The organism is Micromonospora echinofusca (assembly GCF_017614955.1).
GTDB classification, from domain to species: domain Bacteria; phylum Actinomycetota; class Actinomycetes; order Mycobacteriales; family Micromonosporaceae; genus Micromonospora; species Micromonospora echinofusca_A.
The window spans coordinates 1-16,311 of sequence record NZ_WVUH01000154.1; the positions used below are offsets into that span (position 1 = coordinate 1).

The window sequence follows — 16,311 nt, forward strand, 5'->3', positions numbered from 1 at the left end:
TCAGGAATCCGCCCGGAAGTCGCCCTCACCGAACGGCCCGACCACGGCCAGCGACATCGGTACGGTGAGCAGCTCGGCGGCGAGCGTGTTCACCTCGTCGACGCCGACCGCGTCCACCCGGGCCAGCAGCTCGTCCACCGGGAGCAGGTCACCGTAGAGCAGCTCACCCTTGGCCAGCCGGCTCATCCGGGAACCGGTGTCCTCCAGGCCCAGCACGAACGACCCCTTGGTCATGCCCTTGCCCCGGGCCAGTTCCGCGTCGGTCAGTCCGTGTGCGGCCACCTTCGCCAGCTCGGTCCGGGTCAGGTCGAGCACCTCGTCCACCTTGCCCGGCGCGCAGCCGGCGTAGACGGCGAAGAGGCCGGTGTCGGCGTACTGGCTGGCGTAGGAGTAGACCGAGTAGGCCAGCCCGCGCCGCTCGCGGATCTCCTGGAACAGCCGGCTGGACATGCCGCCGCCGAGCACGTTGTTGAGCACACCCAGGGCGAAGCGCCGCTCGTCGAGCCGGTCGATGCCGGGGCAGCCGAGGACGACGTGCGCCTGCTCGGTCTCCTTCGGCTCGACCACGGTCGCCGCGGTCCGGACCGGTACGACCGGGGTGTTGGGCCGGTGTCCGGCCGGCTCGGCGGGCGCGGTGTCCAGCGGGCCACCGGCCAGGGCCCGGCGGACCTGCTTCACCACCGTCGCGTGGTCCAGGTTGCCGGCCGCCGCGATGACGATCGACGGCGCGGTGTACCGGCTGCGGTAGAAAGCCTGGATCTGCCGCCGGGTCATCGGGGTGACGGTCTCCTCGGTACCGGAGATGAGCCGGCCGAGCGGGTGGTCGCCGTAGACGGCGCGGGCGAAGGTGTCGTGCACCTCGTCACCGGGCTCGTCGTCGTGCATGGCGATCTCTTCGAGGATGACCCCGCGTTCGGTCTCCACGTCGTCCGGGTCGAGCACCGAGTCGGCGACCAGGTCGACCATCACGTCGATCGCCAGCGGCAGGTCCTCGTCCAGCACCCGGGCGTAGTAGCAGGTGTACTCCTTGGTGGTGAACGCGTTGGTCTCCCCGCCGACCGCCTCGATCTCCGAGGAGATGTCCAGCGCGGTCCGCTTGTGGGTGCCCTTGAAGAGCAGGTGCTCCAGGAAGTGCGAGACCCCGGCCTGCGCACCGGTCTCGTCCCGGGAGCCGACCCCGACCCAGATGCCGAACGACACGCTGCGCATCGTCGGGATGGCCTCGGTAAGCACCCGCAGCCCGCTGGGCAGGACGGTACGGCGGACGGTGCCGCCCAGCGGATCGTCGCTCAGCGTACGGGTGACCGCCCGTCCCCGGCTGGCGGCCGGACGGAGCGCACCCCGTCGGCCCTGGCGGAACGGCGCACGGTCGGACCGGCTCACAGACACTCGCTCCTAGCTGGACGAGGGGGGTGGGATGGTGCCGGCCCGGGCACCCCGACGCAACGGTCGGGGCACCCGGGCCGTACTACTGGCTGTCCGGAGGGTCAGCTGTGCCGGCTGCGACGCCGACGCGGCTCGCCCCCGCCCTCGCCGCCACCGTCGCCGTTGCCCCGCTCGCCACGGCCCGGGCCGCGCTCGCCGCGCTCCCGGTCACCCCGGTCACGCGGGGCCCGGTCGCCCCGGTCCCGGCCGGCCGGCCGGTCGCCGCCCTCGGCCGCGCCCTCGGCCGCAGCCGGGGCCTCCTCGCCCTCCGGGCGGACCTTGTCCAGGTAGATCTTGCCGCGCGCGTCGATGTCGGCGATCTGCACCTCGACCCGGTCACCGACGTTGAGGAAGTCCTCGACCCGCTCGACCCGCTTGCCGTCGCCCACCTTGGAGATGTGCAGCAGGCCGTCGCGGCCCGGCAGCAGCGAGACGAACGCCCCGAACGCGGCGGTCTTGACCACGGTGCCGAGGAACTTGTCGCCCACCTTCGGCAGGGTCGGGTTGGCGATGGCGTTGATCCGCTCCACCGCCGCCTCGGCCGACGGGCCGTTGGTGGCGCCGACGTAGATCGTGCCGTCGTCCTCGATCGAGATCTCCGCGCCGGTCTCGTCCTGGATCGCGTTGATGGTCTGGCCCTTCGGGCCGATCACCATGCCGATCTTGTCCACCGGGATCTTGACGGTGGTGACCCGCGGAGCGTAGTCCGACATGGTGGCCGGCGCCTCGATGGCGGCCTGCATCACGTCGAGGATGGTCTGCCGGGCCTCGTGGGCCTGCTGGAGGGCGGCGGCCAGCACGTCCGACGGGATGCCGTCGAGCTTGGTGTCGAGCTGGAGCGCGGTGACGAAGTCGCGGGTACCGGCGACCTTGAAGTCCATGTCACCGAAGGCGTCCTCGGCGCCGAGGATGTCGGTCAGCGAGACGTACTGCGTCTTGCCGTCCACCTCGTCGGAGATCAGGCCCATGGCGATACCGGCCACCGGCGCCTTCAGCGGCACACCGGCGGAGAGCAGGGCCAGGGTCGACGCGCAGACCGAACCCATCGAGGTCGAGCCGTTCGAGCCGAGCGCCTCGGAGACCTGCCGGATGGCGTACGGGAACTCCTCCCGCGCCGGCAGCACCGGGATGAGGGCCCGCTCGGCGAGCGCGCCGTGGCCGATCTCCCGCCGCTTCGGCGCACCGACCCGGCCGGTCTCGCCGACCGAGTACGGCGGGAAGTTGTAGTTGTGCATGTACCGCTTGGACTTCTCCGGGGAGAGCGTGTCCAGCGCCTGCTCCATGCGGAGCATGTTCAGCGTGGTGACGCCCAGGATCTGGGTCTCGCCCCGCTCGAAGATCGCCGAACCGTGCACCCGGGGCAGCACGCCCACCTCGGCGGTCAGCGGCCGGATGTCGCGCGGGCCCCGGCCGTCGATCCGGACCTGCTCCCGCAGGACCCGGGACCGGACCTCGGACTTGGTCAGCGAGCGGAACGCGGCGCTGACCTCCTTCTCCCGGCCCTCGAAGCGATCGGCGAGCGTCTCCTGCACCCGGGCCTTGACCCGGTCGAGCGCCTCCTCGCGGTCCGCCTTGCCGGCGATCTTGAGGGCCTCGGCGACCTCGCCCCGGCCGACCTCGGCGACGGCGTCGAAGACGTCGTCGGCGTAGTCCAGGAAGACCGGGAACTCGGCGACCGGCTTGGCGGCGATCTCGGCCAGCTCGCTCTGCGCCCGGCACAGCTCGCGGATGGCCGGCTTGGCGGCCTCCAGGCCGCTGGCCACGACCTCCTCGGTCGGGGCGGTCGCGCCACCGGCGACCAGCGCCACGGTGTGCTCGGTGGCCTCGGCCTCGACCATCATGATCGCGACGTCGCCGTCGGGCAGGGCACGCCCGGCCACCACCATGTCGAAGGTGGCGCGGCCCAGCTCCTCGTGGGTCGGGAAGGCGACCCACTGGCCGTCCACGTGCGCCATCCGGGTCGCCCCGATCGGGCCGGAGAACGGCAGGCCGGAGAGCTTGGTGGACATCGACGCGGCGTTGATCGCGACCACGTCGTACGGGTGCTGCGGGTCGAGCGCGAGGACGGTCTCGACGACCTGGACCTCGTTGCGCAGGCCCTTGACGAACGACGGGCGCAGCGGCCGGTCGATCAGGCGGCAGGTGAGGATGGCGTCCTCGCTGGGCCGGCCCTCGCGGCGGAAGAACGAGCCGGGGATCCGGCCGGCGGCGTACATCCGCTCCTCGACGTCCACGGTCAGCGGGAAGAAGTCGAAGTGCTCCTTCGGCTGCTTGCTCGCGGTGGTCGCGGAGAGGACGACCGTCTCGCCGAGCTGGGCGACGACGGTGCCGGCGGCCTGGCGGGCCAGCCGGCCGGTGGAGAAGGTGATCTCGCGGGTGCCGAACGACCCGTTGTCGATCACGGCGGTACGGTGCTGGGTGCCGAGCTTGTTCTCGGTCATGAGTGAGTCGCACTCCTTCGATCGGGGGGCCCACGACGCGGGAGAGCTGCTCAGACGGCCGGTCTTCGATCGAAGCGCCCGGGATGGTCGGCACGGGGTGCCGGGGCTCCCGGGGGCCACTACCGGAGACCGGTGCGCTGACCGGCTCCCCGTCGGGTGGTCGCGCTGACCCCTGTGGTGGTGGTGACGCGGGAAGGGGGAGCGGCCGTCGGCCACTCCCCCGTCACGTCACCTGCGCAGGCCGAGCCGCTCGATGAGCGACCGGTAGCGGTTGATGTCCTTCTTCTGCATGTAGTTCAGCAGCCGGCGGCGCCGACCCACCAGCAGGAGCAGACCACGACGGCTGTGGTGGTCGTGCTTGTGCACCTTGAGGTGCTCGGTGAGGTCGGCGATCCGCTTGGTCAGCACGGCAACCTGGACCTCGGGCGAACCGGTGTCGCCCTCGACGGTCGCGTACTCCGCGCGGATCTTGGCCTTGGCTTCCTGGTCGAGCGCCATATTCTCCCTGTTTCGGTGGGTTGTCGTTGATGCCCGACATCCAGTCTCGTGGGACCGGATGCGGACCCGGCCTCGCACCCGCGGCGTCGTGCAGGCACGCGAGGACGGCCGTCGGTAAGTCGACGTCCCCGCCAGATTACCAGCTCGCTCCGGAATCACCCGGCGAAGGGCACCTCAGCGGCCCCGACCGGGCCGCCGGGGCCCTCAGGCGAGCACCTGACGGGTCCGCACCACGTCCTTGTTCATCTGGGTGATCAGCGCGTCGACGCTGTCGAACCGGTACTGCTCCCGCAGGTGCCCGACGAACTCCAACCCCATCCGCTCGCCGTACAGGTCACCGGAGAAGTCCAGCGCGTGCGCCTCGACCCGCCGGTCCCGCCCGGAGAAGGTGGGATTGGTGCCGATGGAGATCGCCGCCTCCAGCCGCCGCCGCTCGCCACCCCGCCCGGGGGCACGCAGCAGCCAGCCGGCGTACACCCCGTCGGGGGGTACCGCCGCGTACCGGTGGCAGTCCAGGTTGGCGGTGGGGAAACCCAGCTCCCGGCCGCGCTGGTCACCCCGGACCACCACACCCTCCAGCCGGTGCGGCCGGCCCAGCGCCGCCGCCGCCGCGCCCACGTCGCCCGCCGCGATGCAGGACCGGATGTACGTCGAGGAGAAGACCGTGCCGTCCGTACTGACCAGCGGGGCCTCCTCGACCGTGAACCCGGAGGTCCGCCCCAGCCGCTCCAGCAGCGTCACGTCACCGGCCGCCCGGTGCCCGAACCGGAAGTTGCTGCCGACCACCACGAGCGTGGCGTGCAGGTGCTCGACGAGCACGTCGTGCACGAACGCCTCGGCGGAGAGCCGGGAGAACTCCGGGGTGAAGGGCACCACGCAGAGCCCGTCGACGCCGATCCCCTCGATCAGCTCGGCCTTGCGGGACGGCTCGGTGAGCATCGCCGGGTGCGAACCCGGCCGGACCACCTCGGCCGGGTGCGGGTCGAAGGTGACCACCACCGACCGGACACCCAGCTCCCGGGCCCGGCGTACCGCGTACGCGATGGTCGCCTGATGCCCCCGGTGGACCCCGTCGAAGACGCCGATGGTGACCACCGAACGCCCCCACCCGTCCGGCGTCCGGTCGTGACCGCGCCAGCGCTCCATCCGTCCCCTCCCCGTCCGTCGCCCCGGTCCGCCGGGACGATCCCTCCGCCGCCCGGTCGGCGGACGGACGTACTGTGCGTTCCCCGTCAGGCCGGGGCGAGCACGATCTCCGCGCGGGCCCGACCGCCCCGCTCGCTGACGATAGCGATCAACGCCCCGGCCGGATCGAAGACGGCGTACGGGCCGGTGATCCCGGCCACCGTCAGCGGCCCGCCGTGGGACAGCACCGCCGCCTCGTCGACGCTGGCGTCCCGCCGGGGGAAGAACCGCTCGGCGGCTGCCGACAGCGGCAGGTTCACCACCTCGGGGGCGCGTTCCTCCAGCTCGGTCAGGGTCGCCGCCTCGGCCAGGGTGAACCCGCCCACCGCGGTCCGCCGCAGCGCGGTGAGATGGCCGCCGACCCCGAGGGCCAGGCCGAGGTCCCGGGCGATGGCCCGGATGTACGTGCCGGAGGAGCAGGTCACGTCGACATCGACGTCGACCACGTCGGGTCCGTCGCGGCGGATGGCGAGCACGTCGAGCCGGGAGATGGTGACCCGGCGGGCCGGCAGCTCGACGTTCTCCCCCTCGCGGACCCGCTTGTACGCCCGCTGCCCGTCGATCTTGATGGCGCTGACCGCGCTCGGCACCTGGTCGACCTCACCGGTCTGTACCGCGAGACCGGCCCGGATCGCCTCGTCGGTCACCGCGCCGGCCGGGGTGGTGGCGATCACATCCCCCTCGGCGTCGTCGGTGACGGTGGCCTGGCCGAGCCGGATCGTGGCGGTGTAGCTCTTGCCGGCCCCGATCACGTAGGTCAGCAGTCGGGTGGCCCGACCGACCCCGATCACCAGCACCCCGGTGGCCATCGGATCCAGCGTGCCGCCGTGCCCCACCCGCCGGGTACGCGCCAACCGGCGGATCCGCGCCACCACGTCGTGCGACGTCATGCCGCCGGGCTTGTCGACCACGATCAGACCGTCAGTGCTCACGCCCGCCAAGCCTGCCAGAACCCGTTCCCCGGGTTCCAATCGGGCGACCGACACGACCCGGAAGTCGGTGGAGGCCGACGCGCCACCGATGCGAAGATCATCACTTCCTTCCGGGGTGCGCCGACCACGCCGCCCCGATCTCTCCCCTGCCTGACCGACAAGGACTCATGAACAGCGACGAGACCCCGGCCGTCCGGCCCGACGACCGGGCCACCCGCCGGACCGACGACACCGGGCCCGAGCGGCTGGCGGTACCGGACTGGATGCGCCAACCCGAGCAGGAACATCCGCTGACCAGAACCGAACGGCTGCGGCTCGGCTGGGAAAATCACCCGGAACGGCTCCTCGGGGCCCTCGGCGGGCTCCTCGTACTGGCCCTGCTCGTCGGCGTCGGTTGGCTCGGCTACCGGGTCTGGCAGCAGGCCCGGACCGGGCCGACGACGGCGGCGGCCACCGCCGGGCCGGACGGCAGCCCCGCCCCGGGTAGCGACGCGGAACACTGGGCGCGCTACCGGGACCGGTGGGCCGGTACCCCGGCCCAGACCTTCCCCTCCGGCGCCACCGGCATCATGCTGCCGCCGGCCCGCGCGACCGGTCCGTACACCGCCGCACAGGTACGCGACGGGCTGGCCCTGGTCCGCCGGGCGCTGGTCGAGGCGCGGCTCGGTCCCCGGATGCTGGCCGGTGACAACAAGCCGTTCCTCGCGCTGATGGCACCAGCCGACCGGCCGTACCTTGCGAAGGACTTCGCCGACAGCACCTTCCTCAGCTACGCGACCCGGATCAGCAAACGGGTGAAGCTGGCCCGGGACGAGACGCCACGGGTGAAGGGCACGGTCACGTACCGGTCCACCCGGGACGACGACGGCATCCGGGTCCTGGAGATCACCACGAGGTTCACCTGGGTCTACCTCTTCGACGTGCCGGCAACCGCCCCCGACGACGCGCTGGCGGTGGTGACCGACGAGGTGGTCTGGCACGTACCCCACCGGGCCGACGTGACGGCGTCCTCCCGGGGACTGTGGCTGGCGGAATCCAGGTCGTTCCATCACAACATCGACTGCGCCGAGTACGACCGGGGCTATCTGAGCGTCGGCCTGGTGTCGGCCGCGCCCGGCGGCGCACCGGAACTGGAGCCGGAGGCCTACTACGACCCGGCGCAGGCCCTGGCCGCCGAAGGCAACTGCTGACCGTCCTCCCCGCCCCAGAACGCTCCAGACCCGCCCGGAACTCCACCAGGAGCCACCAACGATGAATGACGGATCGACCATGCCTCCCGACTCCGCCGCCCCGGCCACGCCGGCCACCCCGTCGGCGGCACCGGTGCCACCGGCGGTGGCCGACCGTCATCCGGTACGGCTGCCGGACTGGTTCCGGGACGCCCAGACCGAGAAGCCACTCGACCGGCGGGACCGGCTCCGGGTGTGGCTGGCCAACCGCGACCGCAAGGTGGTGGCCACCGTCACCATCGGCCTGTCGGTCGTCCTCCTGGCCACCGCAGGCTGGATGGTTTCACGGGTCAACGCCCTGCCCCGGGCTGTCGAGCCGGAGCCGACCACAACCGTCGTACCGACCAGCGCGGTCGGCTCCAGCGGACGGAAGGTCGACTACTTCGCGGGCAGCCCGGCGGCGGCGTACCTCCCGGGCGCAGCCGGCATCACCGCGCAGCCGGCCAGGGCCGAAGGTCCGTTCACCGTCGTGCAGGTCCGCGATGCGCTCGCCACGGTGCGGCAGGCCCTGACCGAAGGGCGACTCGACCGCAGCATGGCGTCCGGAGACGTCGAGCCCTTCGTCGCCCTTCTCGCCCCGGCCGCCCGGTCGGAGATCCGGGCGGACTTCACCAGCGACGTGTTCCTGAACTATGCGACCCGGATCGCCACGAGTGCCGACCAGGCCCGGGATGCCCCCCGGGCGCAGGGCCGGATCACCTACCGGGCCACCCGGGACACCGCCGGGGTCCGGGTTCTGGAGATCACCACCAACGTGACCTGGGTGTACGCCTTCGACGTGATCGAGCCCGCCGATGGTGCTGGCCTGGTCGCGGTACGCGACGAGGTGGTATGGCACGTCCCGCATCCGGCGGACGTGCCGGCGTCGTCCCGGGGGCTGTGGCTGGTGTCGGCCCGAGCGGTGCCGATCAACGTCGACTGCGCCGAGTGGAAGCGGGGCTTTCTCGACGTGGCCCATCCGTTGGACCTGCACCTGCCCGACCAGATGGCCCAAGCCGACGCGGTCTACGACCGCACGCAGCCGCTACCCACGGCGACCTGTTGACCGGGTCACTGGCCGGCCGGGGAGAACCGGCGGACGTACCGGCTCTGCCAGGGTGTCTCGACGGCGTGCGGGCTGTAGTGCCGGCGTACGTAGGCCACCGCCTCGTCCGCCGGCACCCCGTCGAGCACCGCCAGGCAGGCCAGGGCGGTACCGGTGCGGCCCCGGCCACCGGCACAGGCCAGTTCCACCCGGTCGGTACCCGCCCGGTCCAGGGCCTCCCGGAACCTCTCGCGCGCCTGCGTCCGGTCGCTCGGCAGCCGGAAGTCGGGCCAGCGCAGCCAGCGGCTCTCCCAGTCGACGGCCGGCGGCTGCCGGCCGAGCAGGTACACGGCGAAGGTCGGCACCGGACCCGGCGGCAGCGGCCGGCTCAGGCCCCGACCCCGGACCAGCCGGCCCGACGGCAGGCGGAGCACCCCCGGAGCGGTCGGCTCCCACTCATCGATCACCGCACCACCCTATGCCCGCCCGGCCGACGACAGGAGGACGGCGATGACTGACGGACGTACCCCACTGCCGGAGTGGCTGCGCAACCCCGAGCCGCCCCGGATGACCGTCGGACGTCGAGTGTCGGCGTGGGTCGACGGGCGGCCCCGGCTGAGGGCCGCCCGCCGCGCCTGGTGGGCCCGGCGCAGCCGGACCCGGTGGTCGGAACGCCATCCGGTACCGGCGGCGATCATCTCGTTCGTCACCGTCGCGGCGACCGCCTCGGTGCTGGTGGCGGGAACGCTCTACCTGTTCTTCCTGATCAAGGAGGGGCAGCGGTGAGGTCAGCGCACCACGCCGACCACCGCCCAGCGCCCCGACCGTAGCCGCAGCAGCAGCGCCACCAGGCGGACCACGACGAAGAGGGCCAGCCCGGCCCAGATGCCGCCGAGCCCGAGGTCGAACGCGTGGGCCAGCCAGATCGCCGGCAGGAACCCGCCGAGCGCCGCGACGATGGTCAGGTTGCGCAGGTAGCGCACGTCCCCGGCACCGATCAGCACCCCGTCCAGGGCGAAGACCACGCCGGCCAGCGGTTGCATCGCGACGAACCACGGCCAGGCCACCAGCGCCTGGTCGCGTACCCCGGCATCGGAGCTGAACCAGCCGGGGACCACGCCGGCACCGGCGGCGATGAGCACCGCGAACCCGATGCCGCAGAGCCCGCCGAGCAGCGCGATCCGCCGGGCCAGCGCCTGGGCCCAGGCCGCGTCGCCGGCGCCCAGCGCGGCACCGACCAGCGACTGGGCGGCGATGGCCAGGGCGTCGAGGGCGAGCGCGGTGAAGAACCACAGTTGCAGGGCGATCTGGTGGGCGCCGACGGTGGCGGCACCGAACCGGGCCGCCACCGCGGTCGCGGAGAGGAAACTGGCCTGGAAGGCGACACCCCGGATGAGCAGGTCCCGGCTGAGGACCAGTTGCGCGACGATCAGCCCCGGTACCGGTCGCAGTGGCACCCGTTCGCTGATCAGCGCCCCGACGAAGAGCAGCCCGGAGATGGTCTGGGCGATCGCGTTGGCGACCGCCGAGCCGACCAGGCCGAGCCCGGCCGGGTAGACCAGCAGCGGGCAGAGCAGCGCGGAGAGCAGGTTGGGTCCGAGCACGAACAGCAGTGGGCGTCGGGTGTCCTGGACGCCGCGCAGCCAGCCGTTACCGGCGGCGGCGAGCAGCAGGCCGGGGGCGCCGAGCGCCGCGATCCGCAGCCACTGCGCGGCGGCGTCGGCCACCTCGGTTCCCGGGCCGGCCAGGGTACGCGTCAACGGCCCGGCCGCGACCTGGAGGGTGAGCGTGATGAGCACGCCGACGGTGAGGGCGAGCCAGGACGACTGCACGCCCTCGGTGACCGCGGCGCCCCGGTCGCCGGCGCCGAACCGGCGGGCGGCCCGCCCCGTGGTGCCGTACGCGACGACGGTACCCAGCCAGGCGGCGAGGGTCATCACCTGACCGCCGATGGCGAGGGCGGCCAGGGGCACCCGCCCGAGATGCCCCACCACGGCGGTGTCCACCAGCACGTACAGCGGCTCGGCGGCGAGTACCACCAGGGCGGGCAGGGCGAGCGCGGCGATGCGCCGGCCGGTGGCGGCCACCGGCGGACGGGCGGCCAGGGGCGGTGACGTCACATCGACGATCCTGGCAGCACGCCGTAAGGATCGCAATGGATTGTGGCGCTTACCGACCGGGTCGACCCGGGCCGACCGGCGCCCGGGCCCCGAACGGCGCCCCGGACAGGGCCGGGGGTGCCGATGCGGACGGCCGACGGCACCGGGGGCGCCCCGGGGCGGCACGCCCCCACGTCACCGGCGGGGCGGTCGGGTCACTGGCGGCGGTCCATCGAGGTCTGCAGGGCGCGCCGGGCCTGCTCACGGGCCTCGTCGGTGGTCTTGTTCTCGGGCTTGGGCGCAGTAGCCACGGCAGGGGTCCTTCCAGGGTGCGAGCCGCCGTACGGCGACCCGTCTCGGGTCGTTGCGGAAACGCCCTCGCCCGCCCTCCGGGATCGCCGGAGCAGCCGGCCGGGCAGCGCGCGCCCGGGTCGGTCGACCCTGGTGGTGGCCGGGTCCGGATGAGGCCCCGCCACCGGTGGCCGGCGCCGCAATCAGACGCCGGCCTGCCCACCCAAGCTATCGTTCAGGTCCACATCGTGCCCACCCTTCCCGCCATCTGGACAGGATCGCCCCGGCGGAGCGCGGCAGCCGACCGCGCGGTACGCCCCGTGGCGGTCCGGGGTCAGCGGGCGAAGAAGTGCCAGCCGAGCCACCACCAGAAGCCGAACACCGCGATCCGCCCGACCGGCACCGGGCCGACCTCGTAGCGCATGACGTACGCGCAGAGATCGCCGAGCGTGGGAATCCGCGACCCCTCCCGCCGGGCCGCCCACTCGACCACCGCGAAGAGCGCCAAAGCCGTCAGAAAGCCACCGATGGCCAACGAGCGCATCATCGGCGTACCAGCCCCCAGAACGCGGCGAGCCAGGCGAAGTAGGCCGCCGAACGGACCAACGGATCCTCCAGCAGCGGATCCGCCAGCCGGGAGAAGGTCGGGAAGTCGTCGGAGGAACCGAGCACGAACGTGCCGCCTTCGAAGATGCCGAAGAGCACCGCCGGCAGCACCCACCAGACCATTCCCCGGGGCAACCGCTCCGGGGCCGGCCGGCGGGCCAGCCGGTTGCCGAGGCCCAGCCAGATCAGGGCCCCGCCGGTGCCGAGGGTGTAGAGGTTGGCCTGCGTCGAGAAGGACGGCAGCTGCCCGCCGACCAGGGAGAGACAGATCAGTACGGGCACCGAGACGACCGGCCGGTCCCAGCTCCGGGGCACCTCGGCAGCAATCTCACGATGCTGCTCCATCCCGCCATGATGCCCGGGGATCACGCCCTGCCGGAAGGCCGACACCCTTCGGAGTCGTCGCTGATCACGGCGCCGTCGAGCTGCTCGCGGATCCGGTCCACCACCTCGTCGGCGGTGCCCCGGCCGGTGAACCCCGCCGCGAAGCGGTGGCCGCCGCCACCCAGGGCCACCGCGACCCGGCTCACGTCCACCCGGCCCTTGCTGCGCATGGAGACCGCCCACTCCCCCGGCGCGATCTGCTTGACCACGCAGCTCACGTCCGCTTCGGCGGCGCACCGCACCGAGTCGATCAACGGTTCGAGCACGTACGGGCGCTGGTCGTGGCGGGTCAGGTCGTCCAGGGTCGCGTACGTCCAGACCAGGCCCAGACCGGCTGCCGACGCCGGCTCCAGCCGGGCCCGGCCCAGCACGTCGCCGTAGAGCCGCACCGCACCGAACGGCCGGGTGTCGAAGATCCGACGCGAGATCACCCCCGGATCGATCCCGGTGGCCAGCAGCCGGGCCGCCATCAGGTGCACCGCCGGGGTGGTCGCCGCGAACCGGAACGAACCGGTGTCGGTGGCGAGGGCGACGTAGAAGCACTCCGCGATGGCCGCGTCGAGGGGTACCCCCAGCCGGTCGAGCAGTTCCTCGGCCACCACCGAGGTCGCCGCCGCCGCCGGGTCCACCACGTGTACCGCCCCGAACCGGGTGTTGGAGGCGTGGTGGTCCAGCACCACGCTGGTGCCGGCGGTGTCCAGCCGGCCCAGCAACTCACCCAACCGGGACTCGCTGGCCGCGTCGAAACAGATCATCAGATCCGGGGCGGGATACACCCGGTCCGCCGGGACCAGCAGCTCCGCGCCGGGCAGACCCCGCAACGGCTCGGGTACCTCCGGCGGCCCCGGAAAGGTGGCCTGCAACCGGCGTATCCCCAGCCGGCGCAGGCCCAACCCGAAGCCGAGCATGCTGCCCAGCGCGTCCCCGTCCGGGTTGACGTGGCAGATCAGCAGGACCTCGGGGTCCTCGGGGAGGTCACGGACCGCCGCCACCGCAGCGGCCCAGTCGGCCTCGCTGGGGCCGGCCACCGGCGCCGGCTCGTCGACGAACGCGGTACCGGCCGGTCCACCGGAGGATCCGGTCACCGCCGCTCCCCGTCGGCGGCGTCGGTGCCCTCGTCGCCTTCTTCGGCATCGTCGTCGGTCTCGTCGTCGGTTTCGTCGTCGTCGAGCTTGTACGGCTGGGCGTCGCCCGCGTACTTCGCCTGGGCGGCCAGACGCTGCACCTCGGCGTCCCGGTGCCGGGCCTCGGCGAGCAGGTCGTCGATCTGCTTCACCTGGTCCTGCACGTCGTCCAGGACGAAGGTCAGCGACGGCGAGTGGCGCAGCCCGAGCGCCTTGCCGACGGTGCTGCGCAGCAGCCCCTTGGCGCTCTCCAGCGCCGCAGCGGTACCCGCCTGGGCGGCGGCGTCGCCGAGCACGGTGTAGAAGACCGTGGCGTCCCGCAGGTCCGCCGTGATCCGCGCGTCCGTGATGGTGATCATGCCCAACCGGGGGTCCTTGATCTGGGTACGCACCACCGACGCCACCAGCTCACGCACCCGTTCCGCGTGCCGGCGTACCTTGGCCGGATCCGTCATCTCCGCACCTCCACGGCGTCCTGCTCCCGGTCCGGACCGGGTGCCAGCAGAGCCCCCGGACCGGATCGGCCATCGTTTCGAACACTACCCGGCACCCACCGGCCCGCCACACGGCGGCGGTGGCCGTGCGTACCCCGTCCGGCCGGGGTACGGGACCTCAGTCCTCGGTCCCGTACAGCTGCCGGCGCACCGACAGCAGCTCCACCTCCGGCCGCCCGGCCACCAGCCGCTCGCACGAGTCGAGCACCTCGCGGACGTGCGCCGGCTCGGCCGCGACCACGGCGACCGCGATCTGGGCCCGACCGTGCAGGTCGAGCGCCCCCACCTCGGCGGCCGACACCTCGAAGCGGCGCAGCGCCGCCACGATCGGCCGGACGTATGACCTCTTCGCCTTGAGCGACCGGGAATCACCCGGCAGCAGCAGGTCGAACAACGCGGTTCCGGTGAACATCGTCACCGACTGTACCCGTTGACCGGCCCACATGATCAAGGGGTTTACGCCGTCCGGCGTAAACCCCTCGACCTGTGTCAACCGGCGATCAGGCGCGCGGCTTCTCCCGCATCTCGAAGGTCTCGATGAGGTCGCCGACCTGGACGTTGTTGTAACCACCCAGGGTCAGACCACACTCGAAGCCCTCGCGGACCTCGGTCGCGTCGTCCTTGAACCGCTTGAGCGAGCTGATCGTGAGGTTGTCCGCGACGACCGCCCCGTCCCGCAGCAGGCGGGCCTTGGCGTTCCGTCGGATGACCCCCGACCGGACGATACAACCGGAGATGTTGCCGACCTTGGAGGAGCGGAAGACGTCGCGGATCTCCGCGCTGCCCAGCGCCACCTCCTCGTACTCCGGCTTGAGCAGCCCCTTGAGCGCGGCGTCGATCTCCTCGATGGCCTGGTAGATGACCGTGTAGTACCGGATCTCCACGCCCTCGCGGTCGGCGATCTCGCGGACCTTGTTGGCCGCCCGCACGTTGAAGCCGATGATCGTGACCGCCTCGGACGTGGCGCTCGCGAGCATGACGTCGCTCTCGGTGATCGCACCGACGCCCCGGTGGATGATCCTGAGCTGGACCTCCTCGGGGATGTCGAGGTTGAACAGCGCGTCCTCCAGCGCCTCCACCGAACCGGAGACGTCACCCTTGAGCACCAGGTTGAGCGAGGTCTTCTCGCCCTCCTTGAGCTGCTCCATGAGCGTCTCCAGCGTCGCCCGGCCACGGGAGTTGGCGAAGGACGCCGCCCGCCGCCGTGCCTGCCGCTGCTCGGCGATCTGCCGGACCGTACGGTCGTCGGCGGCGGCCAGGAAGGTGTCACCCGCTCCCGGCACCGCGGTCAGACCGAGCACCAGCACCGGACGGGACGGACCGGCCTCGGCGACCTGGTTGCCGTTCTCGTCGAGCATGGCCCGGACCCGGCCGTGCGCCCCACCGGCGACGATCGAGTCGCCGGCCCGCAGGGTGCCCTTCTGCACCAGCACCGTCGCCACCGCACCACGGCCCTTGTCCAGGTGCGCCTCGATGGCCACACCCTGCGCAGGCCCGTCGATCGGAGCGGTCAGCTCCAGCGACGCGTCGGCGGTCAGCAGGACCGCCTCCAGCAGCTCGTCGATGCCGATGCCCGGCTTCGCCGCCACGTTGACGAACATGGTGTCGCCGCCGTACTCCTCGGCGACCAGTCCGTACTCGGTCAGCTGCTGGCGGACCTTGTCCGGGTTCGCCTCGGGCTTGTCGACCTTGTTGACCGCGACCACGATCGGCACCTCGGCCGCCTTGGCGTGGTTCAACGCCTCGATGGTCTGCGGCATGACACCGTCGTCGGCCGCCACCACCAGCACCACGATGTCGGTGACCTGGGCACCACGGGCACGCATGGCGGTGAACGCCTCGTGACCCGGGGTGTCGATGAAGGTCACCGCCCGGTCCTCGCCCTCGTGCGGGACGTGGACCTGGTAGGCACCGATGTGCTGGGTGATGCCGCCCGCCTCGCCGGCCACGACGTTCGCCTTGCGGATCGCGTCGAGCAGCTTGGTCTTACCGTGGTCGACGTGACCCATGACGGTCACCACCGGGGCCCGGCTGACCAGACGGTCGCTGTCCACCTCGGCGTCGAGGTCGATGTTGAACTGCGCCAGCAGCTCGCGGTCCTCGTCCTCCGGGCTGACGATCTGCACGTCGAACCCGAGGTGCTCACCGAGCAGCAGCAGGGTGTCGTCGGAGCAGGACTGCGTCGCCGTGACCATCTCACCCAGGTTGAACATCTCCTGGACGAGCGAACCCGGGTTGGCGTTGATCTTGTCGGCGAAGTCGGAGAGCGACGCACCACGGGACAACCGGACGACCTGACCCTGACCCCGGGGGGCACCCGAGCTCATGGTCGGGGCCGACAGGTTGTCGAACTCCTGTCTGCGCTGCTTCTTCGACTTGCGGCCACGGGTCGGCTTACCACCCGGACGCCCGAAGGCACCGGCGGCGCCGCCGCCACGGCCACGACCACCGCCACCGGGACGGCCACCACCGCCGGCCGGCGCGCCGCCGCCCGGACGGAAGCCACCACCGGCACCGCCGCCACCGCCACCGGGGCCGCCACGGAAGCCACCACCGGCACCGCCACCGCCGCCACCGGG

At 72.5% G+C, this 16,311-nt stretch carries 16 protein-coding genes; 3 read left to right on the plus strand and 13 right to left on the minus strand.

The annotated features are described in order from the left end of the window. From GSF22_RS18145 to truB, 5 genes are all read right to left on the minus strand, one after another. Window positions 1-1,383 carry a M16 family metallopeptidase gene (locus GSF22_RS18145; RefSeq protein WP_208814812.1) on the minus strand — a complete coding sequence of 461 codons (1,383 nt, stop codon included), beginning with the start codon at window positions 1,381-1,383 and terminating at the stop codon, window positions 1-3. Between the two features lie 104 nt (window positions 1,384-1,487). Next, window positions 1,488-3,866 (minus strand): polyribonucleotide nucleotidyltransferase, encoded by a 2,379-nt coding sequence (locus tag GSF22_RS18150; RefSeq protein ID WP_208814813.1) that lies wholly within the window; start codon window positions 3,864-3,866, stop codon window positions 1,488-1,490. 228 nt (window positions 3,867-4,094) lie between these two features. After that, window positions 4,095-4,364 (minus strand): 30S ribosomal protein S15, encoded by a 270-nt coding sequence (rpsO, locus tag GSF22_RS18155; RefSeq protein ID WP_208814814.1) that lies wholly within the window; start codon window positions 4,362-4,364, stop codon window positions 4,095-4,097. 204 nt (window positions 4,365-4,568) lie between these two features. Continuing rightward, on the minus strand, window positions 4,569-5,510 hold the full coding sequence (locus tag GSF22_RS18160; RefSeq protein ID WP_208814815.1) for a bifunctional riboflavin kinase/FAD synthetase: 942 nt from the start codon (window positions 5,508-5,510) through the stop codon (window positions 4,569-4,571). Between the two features lie 86 nt (window positions 5,511-5,596). Further along, window positions 5,597-6,481, minus strand: a complete 885-nt coding sequence (gene truB, locus GSF22_RS18165; RefSeq protein WP_208814816.1) for a tRNA pseudouridine(55) synthase TruB — start codon at window positions 6,479-6,481, stop codon at window positions 5,597-5,599. 167 nt (window positions 6,482-6,648) lie between these two features. Between truB and GSF22_RS18170 the strand changes: the two genes are divergently transcribed. Continuing rightward, complete coding sequence (locus GSF22_RS18170) at window positions 6,649-7,671, plus strand: hypothetical protein (protein WP_208814817.1); 1,023 nt, start codon at window positions 6,649-6,651, stop codon at window positions 7,669-7,671. Between the two features lie 61 nt (window positions 7,672-7,732). Next, window positions 7,733-8,755: a hypothetical protein gene (locus GSF22_RS18175; RefSeq protein ID WP_208814818.1), complete on the plus strand. Its 1,023-nt coding sequence runs from the start codon at window positions 7,733-7,735 to the stop codon at window positions 8,753-8,755. A gap of 5 nt (window positions 8,756-8,760) precedes the next feature. On the opposite strand, the gene GSF22_RS18180 is transcribed toward GSF22_RS18175, so the two are convergent. Further along, entirely contained in the window at window positions 8,761-9,198 is a 438-nt protein-coding gene (locus GSF22_RS18180; RefSeq protein WP_307804094.1) for a protein-tyrosine phosphatase family protein, read from the minus strand. 46 nt (window positions 9,199-9,244) lie between these two features. Here GSF22_RS18180 and GSF22_RS18185 point away from each other — a divergent pair, with 46 nt between their 5' ends. Then, window positions 9,245-9,520 carry a hypothetical protein gene (locus GSF22_RS18185; RefSeq protein ID WP_208814820.1) on the plus strand — a complete coding sequence of 92 codons (276 nt, stop codon included), beginning with the start codon at window positions 9,245-9,247 and terminating at the stop codon, window positions 9,518-9,520. Window positions 9,521-9,522: 2 nt separating this feature from the next. Here the strand turns inward: GSF22_RS18185 and GSF22_RS18190 are convergent, their stop codons facing one another. From GSF22_RS18190 to infB, 7 genes are all read right to left on the minus strand, one after another. Next, window positions 9,523-10,854 (minus strand): MATE family efflux transporter, encoded by a 1,332-nt coding sequence (locus GSF22_RS18190; protein WP_208814821.1) that lies wholly within the window; start codon window positions 10,852-10,854, stop codon window positions 9,523-9,525. 604 nt (window positions 10,855-11,458) lie between these two features. Beyond that, complete coding sequence (locus tag GSF22_RS18195) at window positions 11,459-11,668, minus strand: DUF6186 family protein (protein WP_208814826.1); 210 nt, start codon at window positions 11,666-11,668, stop codon at window positions 11,459-11,461. Then, window positions 11,668-12,075 (minus strand): hypothetical protein, encoded by a 408-nt coding sequence (locus tag GSF22_RS18200; protein ID WP_208814822.1) that lies wholly within the window; start codon window positions 12,073-12,075, stop codon window positions 11,668-11,670. Before GSF22_RS18200 ends, GSF22_RS18195 begins: the two co-directional genes overlap by 1 nt. Window positions 12,076-12,095: 20 nt before the next feature. After that, entirely contained in the window at window positions 12,096-13,142 is a 1,047-nt protein-coding gene (locus GSF22_RS18205) for a DHH family phosphoesterase (protein WP_208814827.1), read from the minus strand. Window positions 13,143-13,195: 53 nt separating this feature from the next. Beyond that, window positions 13,196-13,693 carry a 30S ribosome-binding factor RbfA gene (rbfA, locus tag GSF22_RS18210; protein WP_208814823.1) on the minus strand — a complete coding sequence of 166 codons (498 nt, stop codon included), beginning with the start codon at window positions 13,691-13,693 and terminating at the stop codon, window positions 13,196-13,198. Window positions 13,694-13,850: 157 nt separating this feature from the next. Next, a complete protein-coding gene (locus tag GSF22_RS18215; RefSeq protein ID WP_208814824.1) occupies window positions 13,851-14,144 on the minus strand; it encodes a DUF503 domain-containing protein in 294 nt (97 codons plus the stop codon). Between the two features lie 88 nt (window positions 14,145-14,232). Beyond that, the coding region (infB, locus tag GSF22_RS18220; RefSeq protein ID WP_208814825.1) for a translation initiation factor IF-2 at window positions 14,233-16,311 on the minus strand (2,079 nt) is incomplete at its 5' end.

Excerpts from the sequence above, each read along its gene's own strand:
- GSF22_RS18185 (WP_208814820.1), top strand. The coding sequence starts at position 9,245 with ATGACTGACGGACGTACCCCACTGCCGGAGTGGCTGCGCAACCCCGAG.
- GSF22_RS18150 (WP_208814813.1), bottom strand. The coding sequence starts at position 3,866 with ATGACCGAGAACAAGCTCGGCACCCAGCACCGTACCGCCGTGATCGAC.
- GSF22_RS18170 (WP_208814817.1), top strand. The coding sequence starts at position 6,649 with ATGAACAGCGACGAGACCCCGGCCGTCCGGCCCGACGACCGGGCCACC.
- rpsO (WP_208814814.1), bottom strand. The coding sequence starts at position 4,364 with ATGGCGCTCGACCAGGAAGCCAAGGCCAAGATCCGCGCGGAGTACGCG.
- GSF22_RS18200 (WP_208814822.1), bottom strand. The coding sequence starts at position 12,075 with ATGGAGCAGCATCGTGAGATTGCTGCCGAGGTGCCCCGGAGCTGGGAC.
- GSF22_RS18215 (WP_208814824.1), bottom strand. The coding sequence starts at position 14,144 with ATGTTCACCGGAACCGCGTTGTTCGACCTGCTGCTGCCGGGTGATTCC.
- GSF22_RS18195 (WP_208814826.1), bottom strand. The coding sequence starts at position 11,668 with ATGCGCTCGTTGGCCATCGGTGGCTTTCTGACGGCTTTGGCGCTCTTC.
- rbfA (WP_208814823.1), bottom strand. The coding sequence starts at position 13,693 with ATGACGGATCCGGCCAAGGTACGCCGGCACGCGGAACGGGTGCGTGAG.
- GSF22_RS18175 (WP_208814818.1), top strand. The coding sequence starts at position 7,733 with ATGAATGACGGATCGACCATGCCTCCCGACTCCGCCGCCCCGGCCACG.
- GSF22_RS18160 (WP_208814815.1), bottom strand. The coding sequence starts at position 5,510 with ATGGAGCGCTGGCGCGGTCACGACCGGACGCCGGACGGGTGGGGGCGT.